This window comes from Nocardioides salsibiostraticola (assembly GCF_054783655.1).
The window spans coordinates 1-25,122 of sequence record NZ_BAAGQD010000014.1 but is presented as its reverse complement, the minus strand read 5'-3'; the positions used below and the strand labels follow the sequence as shown (position 1 = coordinate 25,122).

Genomic DNA, 25,122 nt, shown 5'->3' with positions numbered 1-25,122 from the left:
ATCAGAGCGCCAAATACATCACTTGGAGGCCCACGCGACCGTGGGTGGCGGAATCGAAGGCTCCCGGCACGGTGCCGATGATCTGGAAACCGAGGTGCTGCCACAGCCGTACCGCAGCGGTGTTGGTCTCGACCACGGCGTTGAACTGGATGCCGGTGTACCCCTCACGTCGGTGCCATTCCACGACGTACTCCGCCAAACGGCGCCCCACCCCCTGACCGCGGGCGGCGGGGTCGACCATGAAGGAGGCGGTCCCGATGTGGCTGCCGCGTCCGGGTCGGTTCGGACCCATCTTGGCCGTGCCGAGGATCGTGTTGTCGGCTGCGTCCACGACCGTGAGCCCGGGTGCGGACTCCAGCCACATCTCGCGGGCGAGGTCGCTGGAGGCGTCGAGCGGGTAGGCGTAGGTGTCACCGGCGGCGACGATGTCGCGCCACAGTGGCCAGATCCGCGGCCAGTCGTCCTCGGTGGCCGGCCGGATCATGCCTCGAGGGCCGTCGGCTCAGACCGGTCCGCAGTCATGACCACATCCCCCGGGCACACCCGGTCCGTCGCTGTGGTCGGCCGGTCGGTGCAACACCGCGCTGCTCGGCACGACGCGAGCATCGTCGCCCTCGACGGTGGCCAGACCGTCGATCAGCAGGGTGTAGCCACGCGCTTCGAGGGGAGGGAACAGCACGGTCACCTGCGCGTTCTCGGCGATGTTGCGACTCGATCCGCCACCGGGACCGGCGATGATCAACGCACCGTCCATCACCCGTGGTTCGACGGTCACCGCCTTGACCCTGCCGTGCGCCGCCGTACTCAACAGGTAGCCCGCCCCGAAGTCCGCCAGGGCCGCCTCCAACTTCGCCACGTCCACCGGAATGCTCATACCTGCAACCTAACTCCCCCACGAAGTTCGCCAAATGGGGACACGAAGTTCGTCAAATGGCCCTTCGAGGTACGCCGAATGGCCCACGGACGATTCTTCCGGAACCTCGCGGCCCCATCTCGCGGACTTCGTGGCCCCATCTCGCGAACTTCGTGGGGCCATTTGCCGGACTTCGTGCGTCAGGCGAGACCCAGGACGGAAGAACCGATCCGGAGGATGAAGGCGGAGACCACGATGATGAAGAAGACGCGGACGAACTTGGTGCCCTTGGAGACCGCGGTGCGCGCGCCGAGGTAGCCGCCCAGCAGGTTGCAGACTCCCATCACCAGGCCGACCTTCCACAGCACCGCGCCCTGGGGGATGAACACCACCAGGGAGGCGAGGTTGGTGGCCCAGTTGGCCAGGCGCGCCTTGGCGGAGGCCTGGAGGAAGGAGTAGCCGAGCAGCCCCACCAGTGCGATCACGAAGAACGACCCGGTCCCCGGGCCGAGGGCGCCGTCGTAGAACCCGACGAGCAGGCCAGTGGCCACCGCCAGGCTCGTATGACGGCCGCCCACGAACCGCAGCTCGGTCAGCTCTCCCATCGAGGGCTTGAACAGGACGTAGGCACCGACCACGATCAGGACCACCAGGACGATGGGCTCGAAGGCCGACTTGGGGATCAGCGAGGCGACCAGTGCCCCGAGCACCGAACCGCCGAACGCCGCGATCATCAACGGCCCGAAGGTCTTGGGGTCCGGTTTGATCCGTCGGTAGTACGTCGCCGAACTCGCGGTGGTCCCGCAGATCGACGCCAACTTGTTCGTGGCCAGCACCTGCAGCGGAGTGGCCCCCGGGAGGCCGACGAGCAGGGCTGGGAGCTGGACCAGCCCCCCGCCCCCGACCACGGCATCGACGAACCCGGCGGTCAGCGCAGCCGCCGCCAGGAGAGCGAGGATGGTCCAGGTCGGTTCGGGCACCGGCCCACCCTAAGGTTGGGCCATGCGCATCGTTTCGTTGCTCCCCTCGACCACCGAGATCCTCTTCGCCATCGGCGCGGGCGACGACGTCGTGGGGGTCACCTTCGAGTGCGACTTCCCCCTCGAGGCCCGCCAGCGGACCATCGTGTCGACCTCCGCGATGCCCGAGGGTCTGACCCCCGCCGAGATCGACGAGTACGTCGTGGGTGCGATGCAACGCGGCGAGGATCTCTACCACCTCGACGAGGGCGCGCTCTCCGACCTCGACGCCCACCTCGTCGTCACCCAGGATCTCTGCGCCGTCTGCGCGGTCGACGTCAGCGTCGTGGACGACGCCCTGCAACACCTGGGTTGCACCGCCGAGGTCCTCACCATCGATCCACACACCATCGAGGAGGTCTTCGCCTCGATCGAGCAGCTGGGCGTGGCCACCGGCCACCAGGCCGAGGCGACCGCCCTGGTCGCCGATCAACGGACCCGCCTGGACGCCGTACGCCGCCGCGTGGCCGGACGACCGACCCCCCGGGTGATGGTGCTCGAGTGGACCGACCCGCCGTACGCCCCCGGGCACTGGATCCCGGAGATGGTCGAGGCCGCGGGCGGCGTACCCCTGCTGGGCAGGTCGGGCGACAAGTCTGTGCGCGTCCTGTGGGAGTCCATCCACGCGGAGGAACCCGAGGTCTACATCGTCGCGCCGTGCGGCTACGACCGGGAGGGTTCGGAGCTGATCAAGGCAGACCTCATCGCCACCGGCGTCCTTCCCGAAGGGGTCCCCGTGCACGCCGTCGACGCCAACGCGTCCTGGGCCCGCCCCGGCACCCGCCTGGTCGACGGGATCGAGGAGCTGGCCGAGCTCCTCCATCCGCAGGGCTCGTGAGTTGGCCGTGAGCCTGCGTGAGAGTGGTGTGTACGCCGTCCACGACGACATCGTGTTCCGCGTCGCCTTCCACGACCGGCACCGGGCAGTGCCCTATGAGTTCGTCGGTGACCCGCACACCGCCGGAGCCATCGACATCGCCGATCTGCAGCGCCTCGAGAAGGTCACCACGACCGCGAACTGGAACGACGTCCCGGTGACCATCAGTCGGGTCACGGCCTCGATGCTGGCCTGGGTCACGCTTCACGACGCCCAAACCGCCCGCGATCTCAACCTGTACGGCGGAGTCGAGCGCGGGTGGGCCACCGCGGTGCCGTTGTTCGAGCTCGACGACCTCAACGAGATCGTGGTGGACCTGCTCGCCGATCGACCCTAGGTCGGAGTCGGTCAGTCCCCGACCCAGAACCCGCGGCCGCCGAACATGTCTCCGTAGGCCGCACCCATCGACGAGCGCATCTCGCTCATCGGGCTCGGCCCACGCGAGCCGAGGTAGGACCCGACCACGGCGGCGCCGAGGTCATCCAGCTCGGGGGCCACGACCCGACCCTCGACCCGGTTGGCCATCGAGTCGATGAACCGTGCAAGCCCGGGATCCTCCCCCAGGCGGAAGAAGGTGGTCTGGGCTCCGAGTCGCCGCGCGTTGTCGAGTTCGCGTACGGCGTACGCCACCGTCGTCGGGTGCGGCGGGTAGGAGAACCACACCTGCCCATCGGACTCCAGGTGGCTGGTCGGTTCGCCGTCGGTGACGATCAGCAGCACCGGTTGGGCGCTGGGGTGCTTGCGGAAGTGCCGGTTGGCCAGAAGCAGCCCGTGGTGGAGGTTGGTCCCCTTCTCCCACTTGGCGTCCAGTCCGGTGAGGTGTTCTATATCCATGACCTCGGCGTGCCGCCCGAAGCCGATCAGCTGCAGGTCGTCGCCGCGGAAGCGGGACTTGATCAGCGTGTGCAGAGCCAAGGCGGTGCGCTTCATCGGCACCCAGCGGCCGTCCATGGCCATCGAGAAGGACGTGTCGACCAGTAGCGCGACGCAGGCCTGGGTGCGGGCCTCGGTCTCGGTGACCTCCACATCGCGGATGTCGATGCGGACGCCCCGGCTGGCGTCGCCGCCCTCGCCGGCGGTGCGGATGACGGCGTTGGTGATCGTGCGGGTGACGTCCCACGGTTCGGTGTCCCCGAAGGCCCATTCACGGGTGCCACCGGACGGCTCACCGGCCGCCCCGGACTGGCGCAGGTCGCGGGCACCCTGCCGACCCGACATCTTGTCGGCGACGTCCCGCAGCAACGACTTGCCCAACTGGCGCATCGCCTTGGGGGTGAGCTGCAACTGGCCGGAGGAGTCGCGGCGCATGGTGCCCGAATCACGCAGCGCCCGCTCCAACTCCTGCAGGGTCTTGGCGTCGACGGCGGCCTGGTCGCCCAGCTGCTTGGACAGCTTGTCCAGGTCCAGATCGTCCATCCGGGCGCCGCCGTAGGACTGGGCGAGCTGATCGGCCAGCGCGTCCAGGTCGGCGAGGTCCTGGAAGACGCCGGTCCCGTCTCCGAGACCCAGTCCCTGACCGCTTCCCTCGCCGAACTGTTCACCGCCACCCCAGTCCTCACCGGGGCGCAACGACTGGAGGTTCCCGTCCAGCCGGGACAACGACTCCATCAGTTGGGGAGAACCGAACGCCTGAGAGGAGAGCTCCATCAGTTGCTGGCGCTGCTCGGGGCTCATCGAGTTCATCATCCGTTGCGCGGCGGCCGAGCGGGCTGCTAGCGCATCGAGCAGTTCGTCGATGTTCTGTGGGTTCTCGGGGAAGAAGTCCCCGTGCTTGTCCATGAACTGCTCGAAGTCTTGTGGGGTGTCCGCACCCGAGGCGTGCTTCTCCAACAGGCCGTTGAGGTCGTCGAGCATCTCGTTGATGGCGGCGCGGTCCTCGTCGGTCGCGTTCTCGAGCGCCTGCTTCATGCCGGCGAACCGTTGGTCGAGCATCTCGCGACCGAGCAGGTCCTTGATCTTCTCGAAGCTCTCGCGGGCCTCCCGGCTCGCCCAGTCGTACTCGCCCAACTCGCTGACCGCGGCCGCGGTGTTGGGCGAGAGATTCTCCAGCTGCATCTCGCGCAGGGCCCGATCACCCTCGTCCATCATGGCGTCGCGGGCCAGTTGCTTGCGTTCCTCGAGCACGGCCTGATCCAGCAGTTCACGGATCTCGGCGAGCGTGCCGTCGAGGTTGTTCTGCTCGGTGAGCTGCCGACGACGCTCGGCCACACGTCGGGCCAGGTCGTCCAGGCCCGCTTGATCGGACCCGCCCCGGCGCAGGAACTCCCGCATCGCGCGCTCCGGGGAGTACCCCGCCATCACGTCCTCGCCGATCGCGTCGAGCGCCTCGGCGAGGTCCACGGGGGCGGCCAGCGGGTCGCCACCGTCGTACTTCTTGAACCGCGATCGATCGTGCCTACTCATGGCTACGGCTCACCGTGCACGTCTCATCCGCACCATGTCCGGAAGCCCCTCGGAGGACGTCGTACGACACACCTCTTCAAAACCGTGGTCGCGACAGAACGCAGCCGCACCGTCGTTGCCGTCGACGTACTCCAGGGACAGTTCGGGGCCGTCGGCGGCCTCCATCACCGCCGCGAGCAACTGGCTCCCGATCCCGCGGCCCTGGGCCTGCGGCCGGACGAACAACTTGCCCAGCACCGACTCACCGTCGAACTCGCCCAGGTTCGCCACCCCGAGGATCGCGCCGTTCTCGTCGACCGACACCCAGTAGGGGTAGCTCTCCAGGGAGGTCTGCAGCGCCTGGATGGACCACTCGGTCCGAACCTTCAAACTGGCGTATTCGTCGTTGATGGGGCAGTACGTCGAGGCCGTGACCTCGATACCGATCGCGTGCAGTTCGCCGACGTCGGAGAGGTCCGCCCGCCGGATCGAGGTCGACGCGGCCGTTCGATTCTCGGCCTGACCGGCCTGACCGGCCCGGCCAGTCATCCGTAGACCGTTTCGCCGTCAGCCGAGTCCTTGCCGACCTTGCGGGCCAGATACAGGCCCTCGAGCGCGAGTTCGATCGCACCGGCCCGTTCCCCGTCGTTGGTGGCTTCGAGCCGGTCGCAGATCTCGTCGTACAACTCCGACTCCCCCAGGACCGGCAGTCCGGCGAGGAAGTCGCGGGCGGTGACCTGTTCACCGGTGGTCACCATCGAACCGGCTTCGATCGAGTCGACCAGCAACGCGAAGTCGATCCCGCGGAAGTGGGCGCGCACGGTCTCGGCGGTCGCGGTGCGCAGCAGGTGGGTGAGGATGTCCTGCTCGCGTCCCTCCTCGCCGCTCTCGAACTCGATCTTGCCGCCGAGGACGTCCACCGCGGTCTCGAGGTCCACGACCCGGGCGACCGCCGAGTCCTCGCCCTGACGCGTCGCGCGGTGGATGGCCGCGGCCGCAACGGTTTCGGCTCCGGCGATCGCGAACCGGGCCGAGACTCCGGAGCGTTGGTCCACCGCGGAGGAGGAGCGCAGATTGCGGGTGAAGCGCGCGAGGATCTCCACGAGATAGTCGGGAACCTGCACCAGATCGGCGTCGAGTTCGGCCTCCTGGCGGATCACCGAGATCTCGGCCCCCAGCTCGGTCGGATAGTGGGTGCGGATCTCTGCTCCGAAGCGGTCCTTGAGCGGGGTGATGATCCGGCCCCGGTTGGTGTAGTCCTCGGGGTTGGCGCTGGCGACGACGAGGGTGTCGAGGGGCAACCGCAGGACGTACCCCCGGATCTGGATGTCGCGTTCCTCCATCACGTTCAACATCGCGACCTGGATCCGCTCAGCGAGGTCGGGCAGTTCGTTGATCGCCACGATGCCCCGGTGACTGCGTGGGATCAGCCCGAAGTGGATGGTGTCCGGGTCGCCCAACGAGCGCCCCTCCGCCACCTTCATCGGGTCCACATCGCCGATCAGGTCGGCGACCGAGGTGTCCGGGGTGGCCAACTTCTCGGCGTACCGCTCGTCGCGGTGGCGCCACACGATCGGCAGGTCGTCGCCGAGTTCTGCGGCCCGGCGGATGGAGGACCCCACGATCGGCTCGAAGGGGTGCTCGCCGAGCTCGGATCCCTCGATGACGGGAGACCATTCGTCGAGCAGTCCGACCATCGTGCGCAGCAGCCGGGTCTTGCCCTGCCCGCGCTCACCGAGGAGCACGATGTCGTGACCCGCGATCAGGGCCCGCTCGATCTGCGGGATCACGGTGGTCTCGAACCCGTGCAGCCCCGGCCACGGGTCGCGCCCTTCGCGCAGGGCGGCCAGCAGGTTGTCGCGGATCTCGACCCGCAGGGTGCGATGGGCGTGGCCCGAGGCTCTCAGCTCGCCTACCGTTCGTGCCTCTGGAGCAGCAGTCACGGGGACAGATTCAGTCGGGGGATTTGTGGAACGGGAAGTCGAGGTCGCAGTTTCAGCGGTCACCCCGTCACGGTACGCCGGAACGACAAGGAGCGGGAGTCCGTCCGGCTCACACTGTGACCGATTCACCCCGTGGGGTGGGGCCGCGCTACTACTGTTCGCCTCACACCTGCGAAAGAGGTCCCCGTGGCACGAAAGTTGCTCTCGCTCAACGATTCCTCCTGGTTGATCGCCGAACGAACCAAGACCCCGATGCAGGTCGGCATGCTGGCCACGTTCCGGGTCCCGGAGGACCGTCCGACGTTCGTCCAAGACCTCGTCGAGCGGTGGCGCGAGGTGCGCGAGTTCGCGCCGCCCTTCAACTACCTCTACCGATCCGCGCCCGCCCCGTCCTGGCAGGAGCTGCCCGACGACAGGATCGATCTGGACTATCACCTGCGGCACTCCGCGCTGCCCGGGGCAGGATCGCAACGCGAGCTCGGCGTACTGGTCTCCCGGTTGCACTCCTCGATCATGGATCGCCGATACCCCCTGTGGGAGTGCCACGTCATCGAGGGCCTCGAGGAAGACCGTTGGGCGCTCTACATCAAGGCCCACCACTCCCAGGTCGACGGCGTCGGCGGTGTCCGCCTGTTGCGACGCATCCTGTCGGCCGACCCCGACGCACGCGACATGCTGCCCCCCTGGACCGTGGGCACCCGCGGCCCCGACCAGTCCGGGTTGGTCCAGCCGACCCGCGAGGTCGTGAAGGTGGCGCCCACCTCGCTGTTGACCAGCGTGCGAGGCGGGGTCGTCGGCGGGGTCACCAGCAGCGCATCGGTGGCCGCTTCGCTGACCAAGACGTACGCCGAAACCTTCACCGGCCGGGGCCACGAGCATCAGGCGGCGCCCTTCCGCGCCCCCAAGTCCATCTTCAACGGCCGCATCCACACCCCCCGCCGGTTCGCCACCCAGGCCTACTCGATCGAGCGGATGCGAACGATCGCGAAGGCCGCCGACGGCAGCCTGAACGACGTCTTCCTCGCCATCACCGGTGGAGCCTGCCGCCGGTATCTGGAGACGGTCGGCGCGCTCCCGGACGAGACCCTCATCGCCAATGTGCCGGTCTCGATCAGGGCCGAGGGCGGGGCCTCGATCGGCAACGCGATCACCTTCCTCTACGCCTCGCTCGGCACGCTGGTCGACGACCCGGTCGAGCGCATCGCTCACATCCGGGCCTCCACCAAGCGGGGCAAGGAACGACTCCCCCAGGTCAGCGGGCTGGCGATGGACGCCTACACGACCTTGCTGATGGCCCCGTTCCTCGGTGGGGCGCTGCTGGGGGTGGGCGGTCGCGGTCGCCCCGCCTCCAACCTGGTCATCTCCAACGTCCCCGGACCCAAGGAGACCCGCTACCTCGACGGCTCCCCGATGGAGGAGATCTTCCCGGTCAGCCTGCTGTTCAACGGTCAGGGGTTGAATGTGACCGCGGTGAGCTACGCCGGAACGTTCAACATCGGCTTCACCGGGGACCGCGACTCCCTGCCCTCGCTGCAACGGATCGCGGTGTACTGCGGAGAAGAACTCGACCGGCTCGAGAAGGGGCTGGGTCTCTGAACGCAGTGACCTTGGCGTTGACCCTCGCGGTCGGCGTACTTCTTCTGCTGTCGGCCGGACTCCTGATGCATGTGGTCACGCAGCGACGCACGCTGATCACGCAACGTCTGCGGATCGATCAACTCGAGACCGATCTGGACGCCGCGTTGCGTCCCCGACCTGCCTCGACCACCACCGAGAAGGCGCTGCGCCGGATGGTGCGGACCGTCGACCGCGTGCGTGAACACGGGGTTGCGGGACTGCTGGAGGCCTCGATCGAGGACCTGCAGCGGTGGGCGGCGGAGGAACGATCCGACATCGTGAGCATGGCCTCCTCCGACGGTCACGTAACCTTGTTCTTCTCCGACATCGAGAACTCCACGGCCCTCAACAGCCGGCTCGGTGACGCCACCTGGGTGCGCGTCCTGGCGGCCCACGACCAGGTCCTGCGCGCCCAGATCGACAGGTACCGCGGCCAGGTCGTCAAGACGTCGGGCGACGGCTTCATGGTGGCCTTCCGTGACGCAGAGGCAGCCTGTCGGGCGTCGTTGGGGATTCAGCGGGATCTCAAGCGTACCCTGGACCCCCGACTGAGGTTCGTGACACCGTCCATCAAGGTGCGGATCGGGATCCACACCGGCAAGGTCGTCTCCCGGGACGGTGACTACTTCGGCCGTAACGTCGCGATGGCCGCCCGCGTGGGCGACCTCGCCGAGGGCGGTGAGGTCCTGGCCAGCCACGCGGTGCTCGAGGCTCTGGACGAGGACGCGACCGTCGAACTGACCGAGGTCGGGGAGGTCGAGCTGAAGGGATTGCCCGAGACCCACCTCATCTACCGGGTGGTTCCACGGTGACCGGTCTCGGATTGGCCCCACCCTGTCCCTGCGGCACCGGCACGTCGTACGACGCCTGCTGCGGTCGGTTCCACCGCCGGGCGGAGCGTCCCTCGACCCCTGAGGAACTGATGCGTTCGCGTTACAGCGCCTTCGCGATGGACGACCTGGACTACGTGTTCGTCACCTGGCACCCCCGAACCCGTCCCGACACGATCGAACCCGATCCGACCCTCGAGTGGGTGGGATTGGAGATCGTGTCAGCTTCGGGTGACGAGGTCGAGTTCGTGGCGTCGTACCTGCGATCGGGGGCCCCTGGTGAACGCCGGGAACGGAGCCGGTTCGAGCAGCGCGGCAAACGCTGGGTCTACGTCGACGGCATCGATCCGTAGGAAGTCTGAGTTCCCGTCGAGTCGGCGCAACTTGACGCCTAAAACGGCCCCACCCGGCGCTACTTCAAAAAGACGCGCCGACTCGGCGATCGACCGGGGCAACGAGGTCGGCCGAGAAGCGGTGAGGTCGGATGGACCCATGCGCACCTACGCGATCCGCGTCCGCTCGTCGGACGATCTCCCTGCTCTTATCGAGATGTTGGGGCGTCAGCAGGCCGAGTCGCGATACCCGATGCGGTGGCCCCTGCCGTTCCCGGTGGAGGACTTCCTGATCCGGGAGACCGAGGTGGCCGCGTGGGTCATCGAGATCGACGGCGCGCTCGCGGGTCACATCAGCGTGTGTCTCGTGCCTCCGGGCGTGGTGGCCGACGGCTACCGGACCGCTCTCGGGGCCTCCGCCATGGAAGGACTGCGCCTGATCTCGGTCCTTCTGGTCGACGACCGGATGCGCGGGTCGGGCCTCGGCCGGGCCCTGCTCGATCATGCGGTCGCCTGGATCAGGGCAAACGACCTGCAGCCCGCGCTCGACGTGCTACCCGTGCACGGAGCCGCGCTGAGGCTCTACGAGCGATCGGGCTGGGTTGAGGTCGGCGACGTACGCCCCGAGTGGCTGCCGGACGGCGAGCCCGACATGACCCTGATGCTCCTCCCCCTTGAACCACCCACCTGATCGGGGCCTGTGGATAACGCGGCGCACCGGATGAGCTCTCCAAGGAGGATGCGGGAATGCCCTCGGACGTTCGCGACCTTCTCCACCATCTCGGCGGTGTAGCCCGTCGAGCCGCGCTGCTGCGTGCAGTGAGTCGCGCCGAACTCGACCGGGCGGTGTCGGCGGGCCTGGTGATCCGGGACCACCGCGGGACCTACGCGCTCCCCCACGCCGACGAGGCGCTGCGTCTCGCGACGAGGCTGGGTGGGGTCCTGTCTCACACCAGCGCGGCCATCCATCACGGATGGGGCGTCAAGACCATGCCCGACAAGCCCCACGTCACCGTCAGCCGCGGACGCAAGCTGGGCCCGGAGCGGTTGCTGGTGCATCTGCATCGCGCCGATTTGGGGCCTGCCGATCTGGCCGACGGGGTGACCTCGTGGTCACGAACCCTGCTGGACTGTCTGCGCTTCCTGCCCGCCGACGAAGCGCTGTGCGTAGCCGACTCGGCCGTACGGGAGAGCGGTTGCCAGGTGTTGCTCGAGCACGTGGCCGAGACCGCGCGAGGTCCCGGCAGCCGTCAGTCGCGCAGGGTCGCCTCGCTGGCCACACCGCTCTCGGCCAATCCGTTCGAGTCCGTCCTGCGCTCGATCTGCTTGGACGTCCCAGGACTGAGCGTTCAGCCACAGGTCAGCATCCGGGACGGTGATTTCAGCGCTCGCGCCGATCTGGTCGACGAACGTCTACGCATCGTGTGCGAAGCGGACTCGTTCGCTTGGCACGGCCATCGCTCGGCTCTGGTCTCAGACGCTCGACGCTACAACCGGATGGTGGTCGCGGGATGGCTGGTGCTCCGCTTCACCTACGAAGACGTCATGTTCCATCCCGAGGAGGTGCGCGACGTCCTCATCGCGGCGGTGGCGCTCGCCGAACTACTGACAGAACAATCGAAAAAGGGGCCAAAAGTGGCCTGAGAAGCCGATTTCTGCCCGTTCTGTCAGTAGTTCGGCGGGCATGGCTCAACGTCGGTCGCGGAAAACCGGGTCCCGGCCCTCGGCTCGAGCCTTCGTGGCTTCCTCGAAGTTGTCGGTCAACAGCCGCAGGTAGAGCTGGCCCAACCCCTCGGAGGTCACGTGGGCCTCCAGCGAGGTGGCAGCCAACCCCGCCTGCAGGGACTTCTTGGTCAGTTCGATGCCTGGTTGGGAAAGACCCGCGATCCGCTCGCCGGTCTCGACGGCGGCCGCGACGACGTCGTCGTGCAAACCGGTCACCAGCCCGTAGTCCAGGGCCTGTTCGGCGCCCAGGTCCCGCCCGGTCAGCATGAGTTCGGCGGCTCGCCCCGCGCCGATCACCCGCGGCAGCAGGAAGCTCAGACCCAGTTCGCTGGCGGTCAGCCCGTTGTTGATACCCGCCGCCCGGAAGTACGCCGACGGCGCGGCCAGGCGCAGGTCGCAGGCGAGGGCCAAACACATCCCGCCTCCGATCGCGGGGCCGTTGATCGCCGCGATCAAAGGCTGCGGCAGACGCCGCATCGTCAACACCACGTCCTCGAGGAGGGCCATCGCACGCAGGGCGTAGGCCGGTGGCGGCAGTCCGGCCAGGCCCGGTGGGACGCCTGCGTTCTCGGTGTCCGCGCCGGCACAGAAGCCCTTGCCTGCACCGGTCACCACAATCGCCCGCACCGACGTGTTGGCGCCTACCTCACGCAGCCCCTCGACGAACGGCACCATGACGTCGTAGGCCATGGCGTTCATCCGCTCGGGGCGGTTCAACGTGATCACCGCGACCTCCGGAGTCGGGTGGTCGACCAGGACGAAGGACACGACGCCGGACCTCAGACGCTCAGGAGGACTGAGGAGCCGTGTCCGAAGAGACCCTGGTTGGCTGTGATGCCCACCGTGGCGCCCTCCACCTGGCGACCCTCCGCCTGCCCGCGCAACTGCCAGGTCAACTCGCACACCTGAGCCAGCGCCTGGGCGGGTACGGCTTCACCGAAGCACGCCAGCCCACCGGACGGATTGACGGGGATCCGACCACCGATCGTGGTCTCACCGGCCCGCAACAGCGACTCGGCCTCACCTCGCCCGCACAGGCCGAGGTCCTCCATCCAGTCCAGCTCCAGGGCGGTCGACAGGTCGTAGACCTCCGCGAGGCTCACATCCTCCGGACCGATCCCCGCCTCTTCGTACACCGCGTCGGCGATCGACTCCTTGAAGGTCCGATCGGGGATACCGGCCACGGCGCTGGAGTCCGTCGATAGGTTCGGCATGTCGAGCACCGTGTTGGGGAAGGTCGGGGTGACGGTCGAGATGCCCCGAACGCGGACCGGGTTACTCAGCCCGTGCTTCTTCGCGTACGCCGCACTGGTGAGCACCACCGCAGCCGCCCCGTCGGAGGTCGCGCAGATGTCGAGCAGGTGGAGGGGGTCGGACACCATCGCGCTGGCCAGGACATCACCGGCCTTGACCTCCTTGCGGTAGCGCGCGTTGGGGTTGCTCAGACCGTGCTTGGAGTTCTTCACCTTCACCGCGGCGAAGTCCTCGCTGGTGGCCCCGTAGAGATCCATCCGTCGCCGGGCGTAGAGCGCGAAGTACGCCGGGTTGGTCATCCCGAGCAGGCGGAAGCGCAGCCAGTCGGGGTCGTTCCAGCGTTCGCCCGCGTTGGGGGCGAGGAATCCCTTGGGCGTGGTGTCGGCACCGACGACCAGGGCGACGTCGCACTGTCCCGCGAGGATCCGCGAGCGAGCGGTGTCGAGGGCTTGGGCGCCGGTGGCGCAGGCGGCGTACGACGTGGCGACCCGGGCGCCGTTCCAGCCGAGGGCCTGGGCGAAGGTGGCGCCGGCGACGTACCCGCCGTAGCCGTTGCGGACGGTCTCACCACCGACGATCATCTCGACGTCGGTCCACGGGATCCCCGCGTCGGCGAGAGCGGCGCGGGCCGCGTGGACGCCGTAGGTCACGAAGTTCTTGCCCCACTTGCCCCATGGGTGCATGCCGACCCCGGCGACAGCGACACTGCTCTCGGCGGTTCGCGCTTCTCGGTGCGTGCTCATGCGTCTGCTCCTGTCACGGGCTGCCAGCGCCAGATGAGGCGCTCGCCGGTCTCGTCGGTGTTCAACGTCTCGACGACCAACTCGACGTCGTGCCCCACGGTGAGGTCGGCGGTGGTGACCCCTGCAGCAGCCTGGCCGAGGACCACGAGACCCTCGGGCAGTTCCACCGCGACCAGGGCGAAGGGCTCGTAGGGTTCCGATGCCGAGATGTACGGCGGGGGCGGTTGGTACTGCGCGTCGGTGTAGGACCAGATCGTGCCGCGTCGCGACAGTTCGCTGGCCTCGAAGGCCTCGCCGTCGCAGGTCGGGTTGCGGCAGAACGAATCGGCCGGGACCGGCGGAAAGTAGACCGTCGTGCAGACGGTGCATCGAGAGCCGATCAGGGCCGGTGCGTCACCGGTGGTGAACCAGCCCTCGATCGCTGGGGTGATAGTCGTCATCAAGCGCCTCCGCAAAAGTAGAACGTGTTCTCACTCTAGCGAATGTGTCATGCCGACAACCGCTGGACCAGCAATCAGACGAGAACGCCTGGGAGTAGCCCGATATCCCGGAGAAAGTCTCGCGCAACCATGCGTGGCGCGGAGCCCGCGCGAACGCGATCAGCGAGAGCCTGCACCGTGGGATCGTCGAGCGCCTCGGTGACGGGAGCAAACAGGTCGTCGAAGGCCCGGCCGTAGGCGAGGTAGACGTCCTCCCTCACCAAGGGACTCAAACCATCCGGCGACGGTTCGAGCCACTTGCGGTCGTTGGAGACGTAGTCGATCTTGTCGATGGCGCGGTAGAGCGTGCAGCGATCGGCGTCCGATGGCAGGTTGCGCAAGCCGGAGTCGCGCAGCCGGTCCCAGGCGGTGTCGATCCCATTGAAGCGCAGCTGCTGCTGGACCGCGGTTTCGCTGAAGCCACGCGGTTCGGGAACCACGACACCCGTGACCTCTACCCCCGCCCGTTCGAGCAGCAGCACACTGATGAAAGCAAGGACCAGGGCCTGCGGCTCGTCCTCGGCGCCCACTCGCAGTTGCGCACCCTTCAGGGGTTCGTCCCCCGGCAGGCGGCCCTGTTGGAAGACCCCGAGATCCTCCTCCGCGATCTGAGGCGCACACGCCTCGGGCTCCCCCGAGGCGGTCGGAGACGGCGACTCCACTGATGCGCCGGAGGTGGGCTCGACCGGCTCAGCGGAACCGGTGCAGCCCACGAGTCCGAGCACGAGCGCGAGGACCGCTCCCGCGGAGCGGGCGGAGCCGCGCATCAATTCTCGATCAGTCGGTCACGCTCAGCGTTTATCGAGCGCGCCCGGTTTCCGGCGATCCCGTCACTCCGCGACAAGGGTCAGACCCGAGCGAGGAAGGCGAGCAGGTCCTGTCGGGTGAGCACACCGATCGGCTTGCCATCCTCCTGGACCAGTACGGCGTCCTCGTGGCCCAGCATCTTGACGGCATCGCGGGCGTCCTCGGTGGACCCGATCGTCGGAAGCGGGCCCGACATGTGGTCCTCGACCGGATCGGTCAGCTTGGCCGTCCCGGCGAAGAGGGCATCGAGCAGGGCACGGTCCGAGACCGAACCCGCCACCTCCGCGGCCACGATCGGCGGTTCGGCCAGCACCACCGGCATCTGGGAGACGCCGTACTCGCGCAGGATCGCGACCGCCTCGGCGATGGTCTCGCTGGGGTGGGTGTGCACCAACTCCGGCAGGCCGCCGGACTTGCCGCGCAGCACCTCGCCCACCGTCTGGGAGGACGTGCCCTGGCCGGAGTCGAAGCCGTACTGGGCGAGCCACTGGTCGTTGAACACCTTGGTGAGGTAGCCGCGGCCGGAGTCCGGCAACAGCACCACGATCACCGCATCCTTGCCCTCGGGAGTGCCGGCCAGTTCGTGGGCGAGCTGGCGCGCGGCGTACGCCGCCATCCCGCAGGACCCGCCGACGAGCAGGGCCTCCTCGCGAGCCAGGCGGCGGGTGAAGGCGAAGGAGTCGGCGTCGGAGACCTCGATGATCCGGTCGGCGATCGACCGGTCGTAGGTGTCGGGCCAGAAGTCCTCCCCCACGCCCTCGACGAGGTAGGGGCGTCCGGTGCCGCCGGAGTAGACCGAGCCGGCCGGGTCGGCGCCGATGATCTGGATGTCGGGGTTCTGCTCCTTCAGGAAGCGGCCGGTCCCGCTGATCGTGCCGCCGGTGCCGACCCCACAGACGAAGTGCGTGACCTTGCCCTCGGTCTGGGCCCAGATCTCCGGACCGGTGGTCTCGTAGTGGGAGCGCGGGTTGTGCGGGTTGGAGTACTGGTCGGGCTTCCAGGCCCCGGGCTGGGAGGACAGCCGGTCCGAGACGTTGTAGTAGGAGTCCGGGTGTTCGGGGGCCACGGCGGTGGGGCACACGACCACCTCGGCGCCGTAGGCCTTCAGGACGTTGCGCTTGTCTTCGCTGACCTTGTCGGGGCACACGAAGATGCAGTGGTAGCCCTTCGCCTGAGCCACCATCGCCAGACCGACGCCGGTGTTGCCCGAGGTGGGCTCGACGATCGTGCCGCCCGGCTGCAACTCGCCCGAGGCCTCGGCCGCCTCGATCATCCGGGTCGCGATGCGGTCCTTCACCGACCCGCCGGGGTTGAGGTACTCGACCTTCGCCAACACCAGCGGGGCGTTCTCGGGGCTCTCCACCTCCTCGGCGAGGTCCAGGGTCCGCTCGAGTTGGAGCAGCGGAGTGTTGCCGATCAGGTCCAGGAGTGAGGTGACGTACTGCACTCCTTCAATGTAGGCGCACCCACATGAATCGCCCCCACTAGGGTGACCCCCGTGGGTAGAGAAGGTGCGGCGCGCAAGCTCGCCGCGGCAGCGGCGTACGGCGGGGGTGGACTGTCCTTACTGGGCGGCGCGATCTACGGCGTCCTGACCGCGGAGGCCAAACTGGCTCGGCGAGCGATCGGTGAGGTCAGCGACATACCCCCTCCCGACCCCACCGGTTGGTACGGCCGCGGTCGACCGGGCCCAGCCTTCAAGGTCGCCCTGATCGGCGACTCCAGCGCGGCCGGGTACGGCGTGGACCGGGTCGAGGAGACTCCCGGAGCGCTGATGGCCAGCGGCCTGGCCGAGCACGCCAACCGCCGGGTCTACCTGAAGTCGTTCTGTGTCGTGGGCGCTGAGTCCTACGCCCTCGGCGCACAGACCGATCGCGCGCTGCTCATCGAGCCGGACGCCGCGATCATCCTGATCGGCGGCAACGACGTGAAGACGCTGACCCCACCGTCCCAGTCGGTGCGTCACCTCTCCGAGACCGTACGCCGCCTGCACGCCGGCAACGTCCAGGTCATCGTCGGCACCTGCCCGGACCTGGGGACCGTCAAACCGATCGCTCCGCCGCTCAAGCAGGTCGCCCGCGCCTGGTCGCGTCGGCTGGCCGCCGCCCAGACCATCGCTGTCCTCGAGGAGGGTGGCCGCACCGTCTCGCTGGCCTCGATGCTCGGACCGGAGTTCGCCGCCGCCCCCGCATTGCTTTTCGGCCCGGACCAGTTCCACCCCTCGGCCGCGGGCTACCAGGCGTTGGCGAGCGCACTCATCCCCTCGCTCCTCGCTGCCTTGGGCCTGGCGCCCGAGGAGGAGACCGCACCGGCGACCTACCGTGGGGAAGGCGTCATGCCGGTCACCCGGGCCGCCCTCAAGGCCGTCAACGAACCCGGCACCGAACTCGGCGGAACCGAGGTCGGCGGCAACCGGCGCGGGGTGCGCGGACTCTGGGTGGAGCTGCGGCACCGCCGCCGTCGCGCCCAGACCGCTGGCACTGCCCCCTCCGAGCACGACGAGGACACGGCGGAGTCGACCTCACCCGAGGCTCCGAGCACCGACTAACCGCTAATCGAAATGGCAAAGACCCCGGGTCTCCCCGGGGCCTTCGACTCAGTTCAGGTTGGTTCGTGCTGCGTGCTGGTCAGTCCTGCTGAAGGATGGCCAGGATGCGCAGCAGGTTGGTGTAGATCCAGACCAGGCTGACGGTCAGCGCGAACGCCGCACGCCACGACTCACGCTCGGGCAGGCCGTTGGCGATGCCCTTCTCGATGAAGTCGAAGTCCAGGATCAGCATGAAGATACCGAGCACGAGACCGGCGACGGCCATGAGCAGACCGAGGCCGCCAAAGCCGAAGAGTCCGAGTTGGCTACCGAAGGCGCCCAGGACCATCTCCAGCAGACCAAGGGCGATCATGCCGAACATGGCGGCCATGACTCCACGACGGAACTTGTCGCCGACCTGGATGTTGAAGACCTTGTACGCCGTGAGCGTCCCGGCGAAGGCCGCGAAGGTCCCGATCACCGCTTGGACGACCAGGCTGCCGGAGCCGCCGGAGGAGAACTGGGTGTCGATCACCTTGCTGAAGGCACCGACGAAAACGCCCTCGAGGACGGCGAAGGCCAGGACCAGAGCGGGGCTGATCACACGCTTGAAGGAGTTCACCATCGACAGCGCAAAGGCGCCGAGGGATCCGATAAGCAGGGCGCCGTACAGCGGGCCGAGGGACGCCGAGGACGTGATGTCCGGGGTGAGCACCCAGGTCGCGAAGGCGGCGATCACCACAACACCCAGCGTCATCGCGGACTTCTGCACGACGCTGTCCATGGTCATCGGACCGGTGGGGGTCTGCTGGGTCGGGGCTCCGGGGGTGCCCGGAGCGCCCACGCCCCAGGCGGAAGGATCGTTGGTCGGGTAGGCCGAACCGCTGCGACCGCTGAACTGCTCGGAGCGGCTGAAGACGGGGTTGTTGCTACGCATGGTCTCTCCTTGGAGGCCGGGGGGTGGAACTCTTGCTGACACCTCACCGAGGTGGTTCGCCAGTCTAGTCATCTGACAGTGGGTACAACGCAGAAGGACCCTCAGACGTTCCCGAAAGGGCCGGGATCTGCCCGACCCGGGGGTGTGACCTGCGTCAATGCCGCTGCAGGAGGGCGACCGAATCGCGGACGGTGACCGGACCGTCGGGGCCCTGCTGTTCGCGGGCCTGCGCCTGGGCCACCACCACCGACCACTCCACCGGGTCGAGAGCCGCCACGACCTGCTCGGGGGTGAACAGCATGGCCGGACCGTGCGGGCGGCGTACGCCGGAGTCGAGGTCGTCGGGGTGATGACCGACCACGAGCAGGTGGCCCCCCGGCGCCACGGCTGCCCCCAGGCGCTGGTGGAACCCTGCGAACACGTCCTCGGGCACGTGCATGAAGAAGGCGGAGACGAGGTCATGGGTGCCCGGGATCGGCTCACCCGCCATCAGGTCGACGTGCGCCGACTGAACGCGATCGGCCAGACCAGCCTCCTCGGCGTGCTGTCGGGTGCGGTCCAGCGCCACCTCCGACACGTCCAGCGCGGTCACCGACCAGCCCTGCCGGGCCAACCACACCGCGTCGGCGCCCTCCCCACAGCCGATGTCCAGGGCCCGCCCGACGGGTAGCGCGGCGACCTGTTCGACCAGCCGGCGGTTGGGCTCACCGCTCCAGATCCGGGTGGTCTCGGAGTAGCGGGCGTCCCACGTGGCCTGGCTGTAGAAGTCGGCATGCTCGTGCTGGTCGTGCTCGTTGTGGCTCATGTGCCCCCGGTGGGACTCGAACCCACACTGAGTCGCTTTTAAGGCGATTTCCTCTGCCGTTGGGATACGGGGGCGGGACGATCAGGCGATCGTCATCGGTGATTCACAAATAGGTGCGTCGGGCGTGGATCGCGTGGGCTCCGGCGGCTCGGTCCAGGAACAGCAGGCCCGAACAGTGGTCGATCTCGTGCTGCAGGGCGCGCGCCTCGAAGGCGTCGGTCTGCACCGTGACCTCCTCACCGGTCAGGGGTAGGCGACCGGTGACGGTCACCCGGGAGGCTCGCTTCACGTCGCCGGTCAGGTCGGGAACGCTCATGCACCCTTCCCGGGCCTTCTCGTTGCGCGAGGACTCCACGATCGCAGCGTTGCACAGGACGAAGGTTCCGTGCATCGTGCGGGTCTTCGGATGCTCGGTGACATCGACACAGAACACCTGCGCGTCCACCCCGATCTGGGGTGCCGCAAGCCCGACGCACCCGGGGCTGACCCGCATCGTCGCCACCAGGTCGGCGGCGAGTTGGATCGTCTCGGGGTCCGTTGGATCGACCTCCCTGCCGCGCGTGGACAGGACCGCAGCGGGCGCGCGTACGACGTCCAGCACCCGACCCTTCACCTGCAGTTCGGCCTCGGTCCACTCGCGCAGACGTTCGCTCACAGTTCGTCGGTCTCGGCGGCTCGCAGGGTGGCCCCCACCCCGAGCGAGGCGGCAACCTCCTCGAGGGACCGCTGGAGGGAGTCGATGTCGACTCCCGCCGGCATCTCGATCTCGGCGATCAGGACGTACAACTCGCCGGCCAGTCGCGTGGTCAGATCGGTGATGTTCCCACCGACCCGCGCGACCTCCTGCACCACGGCCGAGACGATGCCGGGACGGTCGCCGCCGTGCACGCTGAGCACCCAGGCGGTGGGGTGTGAAGAGTCCAACGGCCCCGGCAGTTCATCGGGGACCTCGCGCACGGACACCGACAGGGTCCCGTCCTCGGTGAGGGTGGCCAATGCCTCTTCGATCGCGCCCGCCGGTGCGGGGCCGGAGCAGACCAGCATCATCGCGAAGTGCCCTCGCAGCAGGGTCATCGTCGAGTCCTCGAGGTTCAATCCGAGGTTCGAGACGGCCCCGGTCGCCTCGGCGATGATGCCTGGGCGGTCGTGGCCCAGAACGGTGATGGCGTGCAGGCTCATGCGGCGCGCCGGGTGAGCAGTCCAGGACGAGTCATGGCCACATCATGTCAGCCCCGTGCTGTCAGTGCCGGGCGGCGGCCCTCCCCAGGACGTCGTCGAGCATCGCCTCGGTCAGCTTGCCGGTGAAGGTGTTCTGCTGACTCGGGTGGTAGCACCCCAGCAGGGTGATCGGACCGTGCGGAGCGCCGATGGTTGCCTCCGCCCCGTGCCCGAACTTCGGCTTGGGTCGCGGCACGTCCCAGCCCGCGCTCCGCAACGCGCGCAGCGCCGCGTCCCACCCGAAGGCGCCGAGCGCCACGACGTACTCCGCTCGGTCGGAGACCAGCGCGAGCTCGGCGTCCAGCCAGGGTGCGCAGGTGTCGCGCTCGGCGGTGGTCGGCTTGTTCTGCGGGGGCGCACACCGCACGGTGGCGATCATCCGGGCGTCGATGAGTTCCAGCCCGTCTGCGGCGTGCACGCTGGTGGGCTGATTGGCCAGACCCACGCGGTGCAGACTGGCGAAGAGCCAGTCCCCTGAACGGTCGCCGGTGAACACCCGACCGGTGCGGTTGGCGCCGTGAGCGGCCGGCGCGAGTCCGATGATCAGCACCCGCGGATCCGGTGACCCCCATCCCGCGATCGGTCGACCCCAATAGGGCTCCCCGGCGTACGACGCCCGCTTGTCTCGCGCCACCTCCTCACGCCAGGTGACCAGGCGGGGGCAGCGTCGGCAGGTACTGATGTCCGCGCCAAGCCGAGCCAGCGCGTCCCCCTGCCCCACAGCGGGCTCGTCGGTCGGATCCCCGGGCCAGCCGCTCCCGGGTTCCACCGGCGAGGAGTACAGCTCTCCGGTTGCCGGGTGCGGCAGTTTGTCGTCGCTCACTCCACCCACTATCGCCGAGTCGGCGCATCTTGACGCCGGAAACGGCCCGAGTCGGCGCTACTTCGAAAACTTGCGCCGACTCACCGATCGGCTCGACCTGCGTCACCGCTCGGTAAGAGTTGGTGAGGCGATTCGGTCGTAGCGTCGAAGGCACGAGCAGCACTCACGCAAAGGACGAGCCCATGTCGATGATGTACGAAGCACCCTTCCTGATCGCTCTCATGTCGTTCCTGGTGGTCGTGGCCGCCGGAGCGTTCTTGGGGCTACGCATCTACGGTGCCCGCCAGGTCGCCGACGACCATCCGGTGCAGCACGGAGTCACCCCTCGGGCCGCCCTCCACGGCAAGCGACCCGCGCATCACCGCGCCGACGAGCGCTGACCCTCACGCCGAGTCACCGGGCCAGGGAGAGAGCGATCCCGTCGAGGATGTCGGACTCGGAGACCCGCATCGAGTCCACCGTCACTCGGCGCAACACCTGAGAGAGGATCAATGCCCCAGCGTCGATGACGTCGGCGCGACCCGGATGCATGAACGGGAGCGCACGACGCTCCTCGACCGACATCGCCACGAGTCCGGCCACCTCCCGGTGGACATCGTCCACGGTGAGCACCTGTTGATCGATCAGGTCGCGGTCGTACGCCGGCAGGGCCAGTACCCCAGCCGCGACGGTGGTGATCGTCCCGGCGACCCCGATCACCGCGCCGGCCTCGGACGGGGAGACCGGGCTGGCGTCCAGGGCGGCTTCGATGTCCGCGACGCAGGCGGCGACCTGCGCGGCGGTCGGGGGGTCGTCGGCGAGGTGTCGTTCGTGGAGTCGGACCGATCCGATGTCCATCGAGTGGGCGGCGAGCACCTCGAGGCCCTGCCCGAGGATCAGTTCGGTCGATCCGCCACCGATGTCCACGACCAGCACCGGGCCGGGCACCGTGCCCTCCAGCGGGCCGACGACCCGTCCGACCGACCCAGCGAAGGCAAGCGCTGCCTCCTCGACCCCGGTGAGAACCTCGGGGCGGACCCCTAGCCGTCGTTCGACCCCGGCCGAGAAGTCCTCGGCGTTGGCAGCGTCGCGGGTGGCCGAGGTGGCGCAGAAGCGGATCCTGGCGACCTCATGCTGGTCGATCAGGACGGCGTACTCGTCGATCGCGGCGAAGGTGCGGGCCAGGGCCTCATCGGCCAGCCGACCGGTCCGGTCCACATCCTGGCCGAGTCGCACCATCCGCGCCTCGCGCACCAGTGGGGTGATCTCGCCGTCCTCCGCGTCACCGATGAGGAGCTTGACGGTGTTGGTGCCGCAGTCGATGGCCGCGATGCGTTCAGTCATCGGTCGGCTCGGCGGAGACGCAGGGTCCCGACGCCCACCACTCCCCCAGGAGTTCGAGTACCTCGTCGCCCAACGGATTGACTCCGGGGCCGGCTGCCAGCGAGTGACCGGCCAGCACGTGGAGACACTTCACGCGGTCAGGCATCCCCCCGGCGGTGATTCCCTCGATCTCGGGGACCTCCCCGAGCTCTGCGCGCGCTTCCAGGTAGGACTCGTGAGCCGCCCGATAGGCCTGCGCGAGTTCGGGGTCCTCGCCCAGGCGCGCCTGCATCTGCTTCATCAACCCGGACCCCTCGAGGGTGCCGATCAGCGAGGCCGCCCTCGGGCAGGTGAGGTAGTAGGTGGTCGGGAACGGCGTGCCGTTGGGCAGCCGTGGCTCGGTGGTGACGACATCGGGGTTGCCGCACGGGCAGCGGTGACCCACCGCGTGGATGGCGCGGGGTGGGCGCCCGAGTTGGGCGTGGATCGCGGCGACGTCGGCGGGCTCCACTCCCGCGTTGGCTTCGCTCACTGTCCGGACGGGCTCGACGAGCCGTCGATCTCGTTCGCGGGTGGCTTGGCGATCTTCGGCGGGTTCCCGGCCAACTTCATCGACTCCCAGGCGTCGTTCCAGAACGCCTCCGGGGTCCGATCACCGACGGTCTCGGGGTCGGACAGCTCGGACTGACGCTCCAGCGGTAGCCCCGACTCGTCGAGCACCACGAACGCGGTCTCACCCGGCATCAGGTAGCCGAACCGTTCACGCGCCTGGGTCCGAACGAACCCCGGGTCCTGCCAGCGACGCTTCTCGCGCTCGAGGGCGTCGATGTTGTCGGCGCGCTCGCTGATCGTCTCCTTCAGCTTCCCGATCTCCGCACGTTGCTGGAGATAGGCCCTCATGGACGAGGCGTAGGACACCATCAGCACAGCCAGCACCAGCACGAGTACGACGGCCCGCCCGGTCACCCGGGAGGGCGGCCGGGTGTCGCTCACCACCGGGGAGGCGGACGTCGAGCCAGCCACACGGGGTCTCCGAGGAGCGGTCGACCGACCGGGGCCGGATCGCCCACGGGGACGACCCGACGTACCGGCCGGGCGTGGGGTGCGTTTGTTCTCAGGCATCGGACTCGTGCCGGGTCCTCGACTTCTGGGCGCTCACCACGCTGATTGTGCCGTGCTCAACCCTGATAACGCGGGAAGGCAGCAGCACCGGCGTAGCGCGCCGCGTCGCCGAGCTCCTCCTCGATCCGCAGCAGCTGGTTGTACTTCGCCACCCGCTCGGACCGTGCCGGCGCGCCGGTCTTGATCTGGCCGCAGTTCGTGGCCACCGCCAGGTCGGCGATCGTGGTGTCCTCGGTCTCCCCCGAGCGGTGGCTCATCATGCACCGGTAGCCGCTGCGGTGGGCGAGGTCGACAGAGTCCAGGGTCTCGGTCAGGGAGCCGATCTGGTTCACCTTGACGAGCAGCGCGTTGGCCTGCCCCTCGGTGATGCCGCGCTGCAGCCGCTCGACGTTGGTGACGAACAGGTCGTCGCCGACGATCTGGGTCTTGTCCCCCAGCAGGTCGGTCATCGCCTTCCAGCCGGCCCAGTCGTCCTCGTCCAGCGGGTCCTCGATCGAGACGATGGGGTACGCCGCAACGAGGTCGGCGTAGTAGGCGCTCATCTCGTCGGCGGACTTGCTGACGCCCTCGAAGGTGTAGACGTTGTCGTTGCAGAACTCGCTGGCGGCGACATCGAGAGCGAGGGCGATATCGGTGCCCAGCGTGTAGCCGGCCTTCTCGACGGCAACGGCGATCAGGTCCAGCGCGGCCCGGTTCGACTCGAGGTCGGGCGCGAACCCGCCCTCGTCGCCGAGACCGGTGGCCAGACCGCGCTCCTTCAGGACGCCCTTGAGTGCGTGGTAGACCTCGGCACCCATGCGCAGCGCCTCACGGAACGTCGGGGCCCCGATGGGCGCGATCATGAACTCCTGGATGTCCACGTTGGAGTCCGCGTGCGACCCGCCGTTGAGGATGTTCATCATCGGCACCGGAAGGATGTGGGCGTTGGGGCCACCGACGTACCGGTAGAGCGGGAGCCCGGCGGAGTCAGCGGCCGCGCGGGCCACGGCGAGGGAGACGCCCAGGATCGCGTTGGCGCCCAGGTTGGCCTTGTTCGGGGTGGCGTCGAGGTCCAACATCGTCTGGTCGATCACCCGCTGGTCATCGGCGTCCAGGCCCTCGATGGCGGGAGCGATGGTGTTGATCACCGCGTCCACCGCCTTCTGGACGCCCTTGCCGAGGTAGCGGTCGCCACCGTCACGCAGCTCGACCGCTTCGAACGCGCCGGTGGAGGCGCCGCTGGGCACGAGAGCCCGGGAGAACGTGCCGTCGTCGAGCAGCACCTCGACCTCCACGGTGGGGTTGCCGCGCGAGTCGAGAATCTCGCGGGCGCCGACGGCTTCGATGGCTGCCATGTTGTGCTCCTGGGGTGAGACGGAAGATTCCGGCCAGCCTAATGGCAACCCCGACCGACTGGTCTAGGCAGAGGCGTCGAGAAGTCGATCGAGTCGGGCTCTTCTGATGCATGTGTGGGTGCGGTAAGCGCGTCTAACGAGGCGCACGCCGCTCTCTGTCTAGGTTTCTGAACTGTCGAAGGACCAGAAACCG

Annotated in this window: 29 protein-coding genes and 1 tRNA gene; 9 read left to right on the top strand and 21 right to left on the bottom strand. The window is 68.5% G+C overall.

Going from position 1 to position 25,122, the window contains the following annotated elements:
• Position 1: 1 nt before the first annotated feature.
• From ACYVLV_RS07480 to ACYVLV_RS07470, 3 genes are all read right to left on the bottom strand, one after another.
• Positions 2-484, bottom strand: a complete 483-nt coding sequence (locus tag ACYVLV_RS07480; RefSeq protein ID WP_460808922.1) for a GNAT family N-acetyltransferase — start codon at positions 482-484, stop codon at positions 2-4.
• 18 nt (positions 485-502) lie between these two features.
• A complete protein-coding gene (locus ACYVLV_RS07475) occupies positions 503-874 on the bottom strand; it encodes a pyridoxamine 5'-phosphate oxidase (RefSeq protein ID WP_460808921.1) in 372 nt (123 codons plus the stop codon).
• Positions 875-1,053: 179 nt separating this feature from the next.
• Positions 1,054-1,833: a TSUP family transporter gene (locus ACYVLV_RS07470; RefSeq protein WP_460808920.1), complete on the bottom strand. Its 780-nt coding sequence runs from the start codon at positions 1,831-1,833 to the stop codon at positions 1,054-1,056.
• Positions 1,834-1,855: 22 nt separating this feature from the next.
• Here ACYVLV_RS07470 and ACYVLV_RS07465 point away from each other — a divergent pair, with 22 nt between their 5' ends.
• Positions 1,856-2,710, top strand: a complete 855-nt coding sequence (locus ACYVLV_RS07465) for an ABC transporter substrate-binding protein (protein WP_460808919.1) — start codon at positions 1,856-1,858, stop codon at positions 2,708-2,710.
• A gap of 7 nt (positions 2,711-2,717) precedes the next feature.
• Entirely contained in the window at positions 2,718-3,086 is a 369-nt protein-coding gene (locus ACYVLV_RS07460; protein WP_460808918.1) for a hypothetical protein, read from the top strand.
• Between the two features lie 11 nt (positions 3,087-3,097).
• On the opposite strand, the gene ACYVLV_RS07455 is transcribed toward ACYVLV_RS07460, so the two are convergent.
• The 3 genes from ACYVLV_RS07455 to ACYVLV_RS07445 are packed head-to-tail and all read right to left on the bottom strand — an operon-like array spanning position 3,098 to position 7,074.
• Positions 3,098-5,152, bottom strand: coding sequence for a vWA domain-containing protein (locus tag ACYVLV_RS07455; protein ID WP_460808917.1), 2,055 nt, complete (start codon positions 5,150-5,152; stop codon positions 3,098-3,100).
• 9 nt (positions 5,153-5,161) lie between these two features.
• Positions 5,162-5,680, bottom strand: coding sequence for a GNAT family N-acetyltransferase (locus ACYVLV_RS07450; RefSeq protein WP_460808916.1), 519 nt, complete (start codon positions 5,678-5,680; stop codon positions 5,162-5,164).
• Positions 5,677-7,074 carry a P-loop NTPase family protein gene (locus tag ACYVLV_RS07445; protein WP_460808915.1) on the bottom strand — a complete coding sequence of 466 codons (1,398 nt, stop codon included), beginning with the start codon at positions 7,072-7,074 and terminating at the stop codon, positions 5,677-5,679. Before ACYVLV_RS07445 ends, ACYVLV_RS07450 begins: the two co-directional genes overlap by 4 nt.
• Before the next feature lie 186 nt (positions 7,075-7,260).
• Here ACYVLV_RS07445 and ACYVLV_RS07440 point away from each other — a divergent pair, with 186 nt between their 5' ends.
• The 5 genes from ACYVLV_RS07440 (at position 7,261) to ACYVLV_RS07420 (ending at position 11,497) form a co-directional block, all read left to right on the top strand.
• On the top strand, positions 7,261-8,670 hold the full coding sequence (locus tag ACYVLV_RS07440) for a WS/DGAT/MGAT family O-acyltransferase (RefSeq protein WP_460808914.1): 1,410 nt from the start codon (positions 7,261-7,263) through the stop codon (positions 8,668-8,670).
• An 11-nt stretch (positions 8,671-8,681) separates the two neighbouring features.
• The gene (locus ACYVLV_RS07435) at positions 8,682-9,503 is read left to right on the top strand and encodes an adenylate/guanylate cyclase domain-containing protein (RefSeq protein WP_460808913.1); all 822 of its coding nucleotides are present in this window, start codon (positions 8,682-8,684) and stop codon (positions 9,501-9,503) included.
• Positions 9,500-9,874 (top strand): YchJ family protein, encoded by a 375-nt coding sequence (locus ACYVLV_RS07430; RefSeq protein ID WP_460808912.1) that lies wholly within the window; start codon positions 9,500-9,502, stop codon positions 9,872-9,874. Before ACYVLV_RS07435 ends, ACYVLV_RS07430 begins: the two co-directional genes overlap by 4 nt.
• A gap of 139 nt (positions 9,875-10,013) precedes the next feature.
• On the top strand, positions 10,014-10,544 hold the full coding sequence (locus tag ACYVLV_RS07425; protein ID WP_460808911.1) for a GNAT family N-acetyltransferase: 531 nt from the start codon (positions 10,014-10,016) through the stop codon (positions 10,542-10,544).
• 56 nt (positions 10,545-10,600) lie between these two features.
• Positions 10,601-11,497, top strand: a complete 897-nt coding sequence (locus ACYVLV_RS07420) for a DUF559 domain-containing protein (protein WP_460808910.1) — start codon at positions 10,601-10,603, stop codon at positions 11,495-11,497.
• Between the two features lie 45 nt (positions 11,498-11,542).
• On the opposite strand, the gene ACYVLV_RS07415 is transcribed toward ACYVLV_RS07420, so the two are convergent.
• The 5 genes from ACYVLV_RS07415 to ACYVLV_RS07395 all read right to left on the bottom strand — a co-directional run bounded on the left by ACYVLV_RS07415 (position 11,543) and on the right by ACYVLV_RS07395 (position 16,308).
• Positions 11,543-12,346: an enoyl-CoA hydratase gene (locus ACYVLV_RS07415; RefSeq protein WP_460808909.1), complete on the bottom strand. Its 804-nt coding sequence runs from the start codon at positions 12,344-12,346 to the stop codon at positions 11,543-11,545.
• An 11-nt stretch (positions 12,347-12,357) separates the two neighbouring features.
• The gene (locus tag ACYVLV_RS07410) at positions 12,358-13,575 is read right to left on the bottom strand and encodes a lipid-transfer protein (protein ID WP_460808908.1); all 1,218 of its coding nucleotides are present in this window, start codon (positions 13,573-13,575) and stop codon (positions 12,358-12,360) included.
• Positions 13,572-14,015 (bottom strand): Zn-ribbon domain-containing OB-fold protein, encoded by a 444-nt coding sequence (locus ACYVLV_RS07405; RefSeq protein WP_460808907.1) that lies wholly within the window; start codon positions 14,013-14,015, stop codon positions 13,572-13,574. Before ACYVLV_RS07405 ends, ACYVLV_RS07410 begins: the two co-directional genes overlap by 4 nt.
• Positions 14,016-14,089: 74 nt before the next feature.
• Complete coding sequence (locus ACYVLV_RS07400) at positions 14,090-14,821, bottom strand: hypothetical protein (RefSeq protein WP_460808906.1); 732 nt, start codon at positions 14,819-14,821, stop codon at positions 14,090-14,092.
• A gap of 80 nt (positions 14,822-14,901) precedes the next feature.
• Positions 14,902-16,308, bottom strand: coding sequence for a cystathionine beta-synthase (locus ACYVLV_RS07395; RefSeq protein ID WP_460808905.1), 1,407 nt, complete (start codon positions 16,306-16,308; stop codon positions 14,902-14,904).
• 51 nt (positions 16,309-16,359) lie between these two features.
• On the opposite strand from ACYVLV_RS07395, the gene ACYVLV_RS07390 reads away from it, so the two are divergent.
• A complete protein-coding gene (locus ACYVLV_RS07390) occupies positions 16,360-17,409 on the top strand; it encodes an SGNH/GDSL hydrolase family protein (protein ID WP_460808904.1) in 1,050 nt (349 codons plus the stop codon).
• Between the two features lie 79 nt (positions 17,410-17,488).
• Here the strand turns inward: ACYVLV_RS07390 and ACYVLV_RS07385 are convergent, their stop codons facing one another.
• From ACYVLV_RS07385 to ACYVLV_RS07360, 6 genes are all read right to left on the bottom strand, one after another.
• Positions 17,489-18,325: a Bax inhibitor-1/YccA family protein gene (locus ACYVLV_RS07385; RefSeq protein ID WP_460808903.1), complete on the bottom strand. Its 837-nt coding sequence runs from the start codon at positions 18,323-18,325 to the stop codon at positions 17,489-17,491.
• 154 nt (positions 18,326-18,479) lie between these two features.
• Positions 18,480-19,130: an SAM-dependent methyltransferase gene (locus tag ACYVLV_RS07380; protein ID WP_460808902.1), complete on the bottom strand. Its 651-nt coding sequence runs from the start codon at positions 19,128-19,130 to the stop codon at positions 18,480-18,482.
• A 1-nt stretch (position 19,131) separates the two neighbouring features.
• Positions 19,132-19,204 (bottom strand) — tRNA-Leu (locus ACYVLV_RS07375).
• A gap of 29 nt (positions 19,205-19,233) precedes the next feature.
• Positions 19,234-19,785, bottom strand: coding sequence for a peptide deformylase (def, locus tag ACYVLV_RS07370; RefSeq protein WP_460808901.1), 552 nt, complete (start codon positions 19,783-19,785; stop codon positions 19,234-19,236).
• Positions 19,782-20,309, bottom strand: a complete 528-nt coding sequence (locus tag ACYVLV_RS07365; RefSeq protein WP_460808900.1) for a glycine cleavage system transcriptional repressor — start codon at positions 20,307-20,309, stop codon at positions 19,782-19,784. Before ACYVLV_RS07365 ends, def begins: the two co-directional genes overlap by 4 nt.
• A gap of 61 nt (positions 20,310-20,370) precedes the next feature.
• Positions 20,371-21,171, bottom strand: a complete 801-nt coding sequence (locus ACYVLV_RS07360; protein ID WP_460808899.1) for a uracil-DNA glycosylase — start codon at positions 21,169-21,171, stop codon at positions 20,371-20,373.
• Positions 21,172-21,353: 182 nt separating this feature from the next.
• Here ACYVLV_RS07360 and ACYVLV_RS07355 point away from each other — a divergent pair, with 182 nt between their 5' ends.
• Positions 21,354-21,551 carry a hypothetical protein gene (locus ACYVLV_RS07355; protein ID WP_460808898.1) on the top strand — a complete coding sequence of 66 codons (198 nt, stop codon included), beginning with the start codon at positions 21,354-21,356 and terminating at the stop codon, positions 21,549-21,551.
• 13 nt (positions 21,552-21,564) lie between these two features.
• Here the strand turns inward: ACYVLV_RS07355 and ACYVLV_RS07350 are convergent, their stop codons facing one another.
• The 4 genes from ACYVLV_RS07350 to eno all read right to left on the bottom strand — a co-directional run bounded on the left by ACYVLV_RS07350 (position 21,565) and on the right by eno (position 24,929).
• Positions 21,565-22,494: a Ppx/GppA phosphatase family protein gene (locus ACYVLV_RS07350; RefSeq protein ID WP_460808897.1), complete on the bottom strand. Its 930-nt coding sequence runs from the start codon at positions 22,492-22,494 to the stop codon at positions 21,565-21,567.
• Positions 22,487-23,005, bottom strand: coding sequence for a DUF501 domain-containing protein (locus tag ACYVLV_RS07345; protein ID WP_460808896.1), 519 nt, complete (start codon positions 23,003-23,005; stop codon positions 22,487-22,489). The genes ACYVLV_RS07350 and ACYVLV_RS07345 overlap by 8 nt, the downstream gene beginning before the upstream one ends.
• The gene (locus ACYVLV_RS07340) at positions 23,002-23,496 is read right to left on the bottom strand and encodes an FtsB family cell division protein (protein ID WP_460808895.1); all 495 of its coding nucleotides are present in this window, start codon (positions 23,494-23,496) and stop codon (positions 23,002-23,004) included. Before ACYVLV_RS07340 ends, ACYVLV_RS07345 begins: the two co-directional genes overlap by 4 nt.
• A 155-nt stretch (positions 23,497-23,651) precedes the next feature.
• Positions 23,652-24,929 (bottom strand): phosphopyruvate hydratase, encoded by a 1,278-nt coding sequence (gene eno, locus ACYVLV_RS07335; RefSeq protein ID WP_460808894.1) that lies wholly within the window; start codon positions 24,927-24,929, stop codon positions 23,652-23,654.
• Between the last annotated feature and the right edge of the window lie 193 nt (positions 24,930-25,122).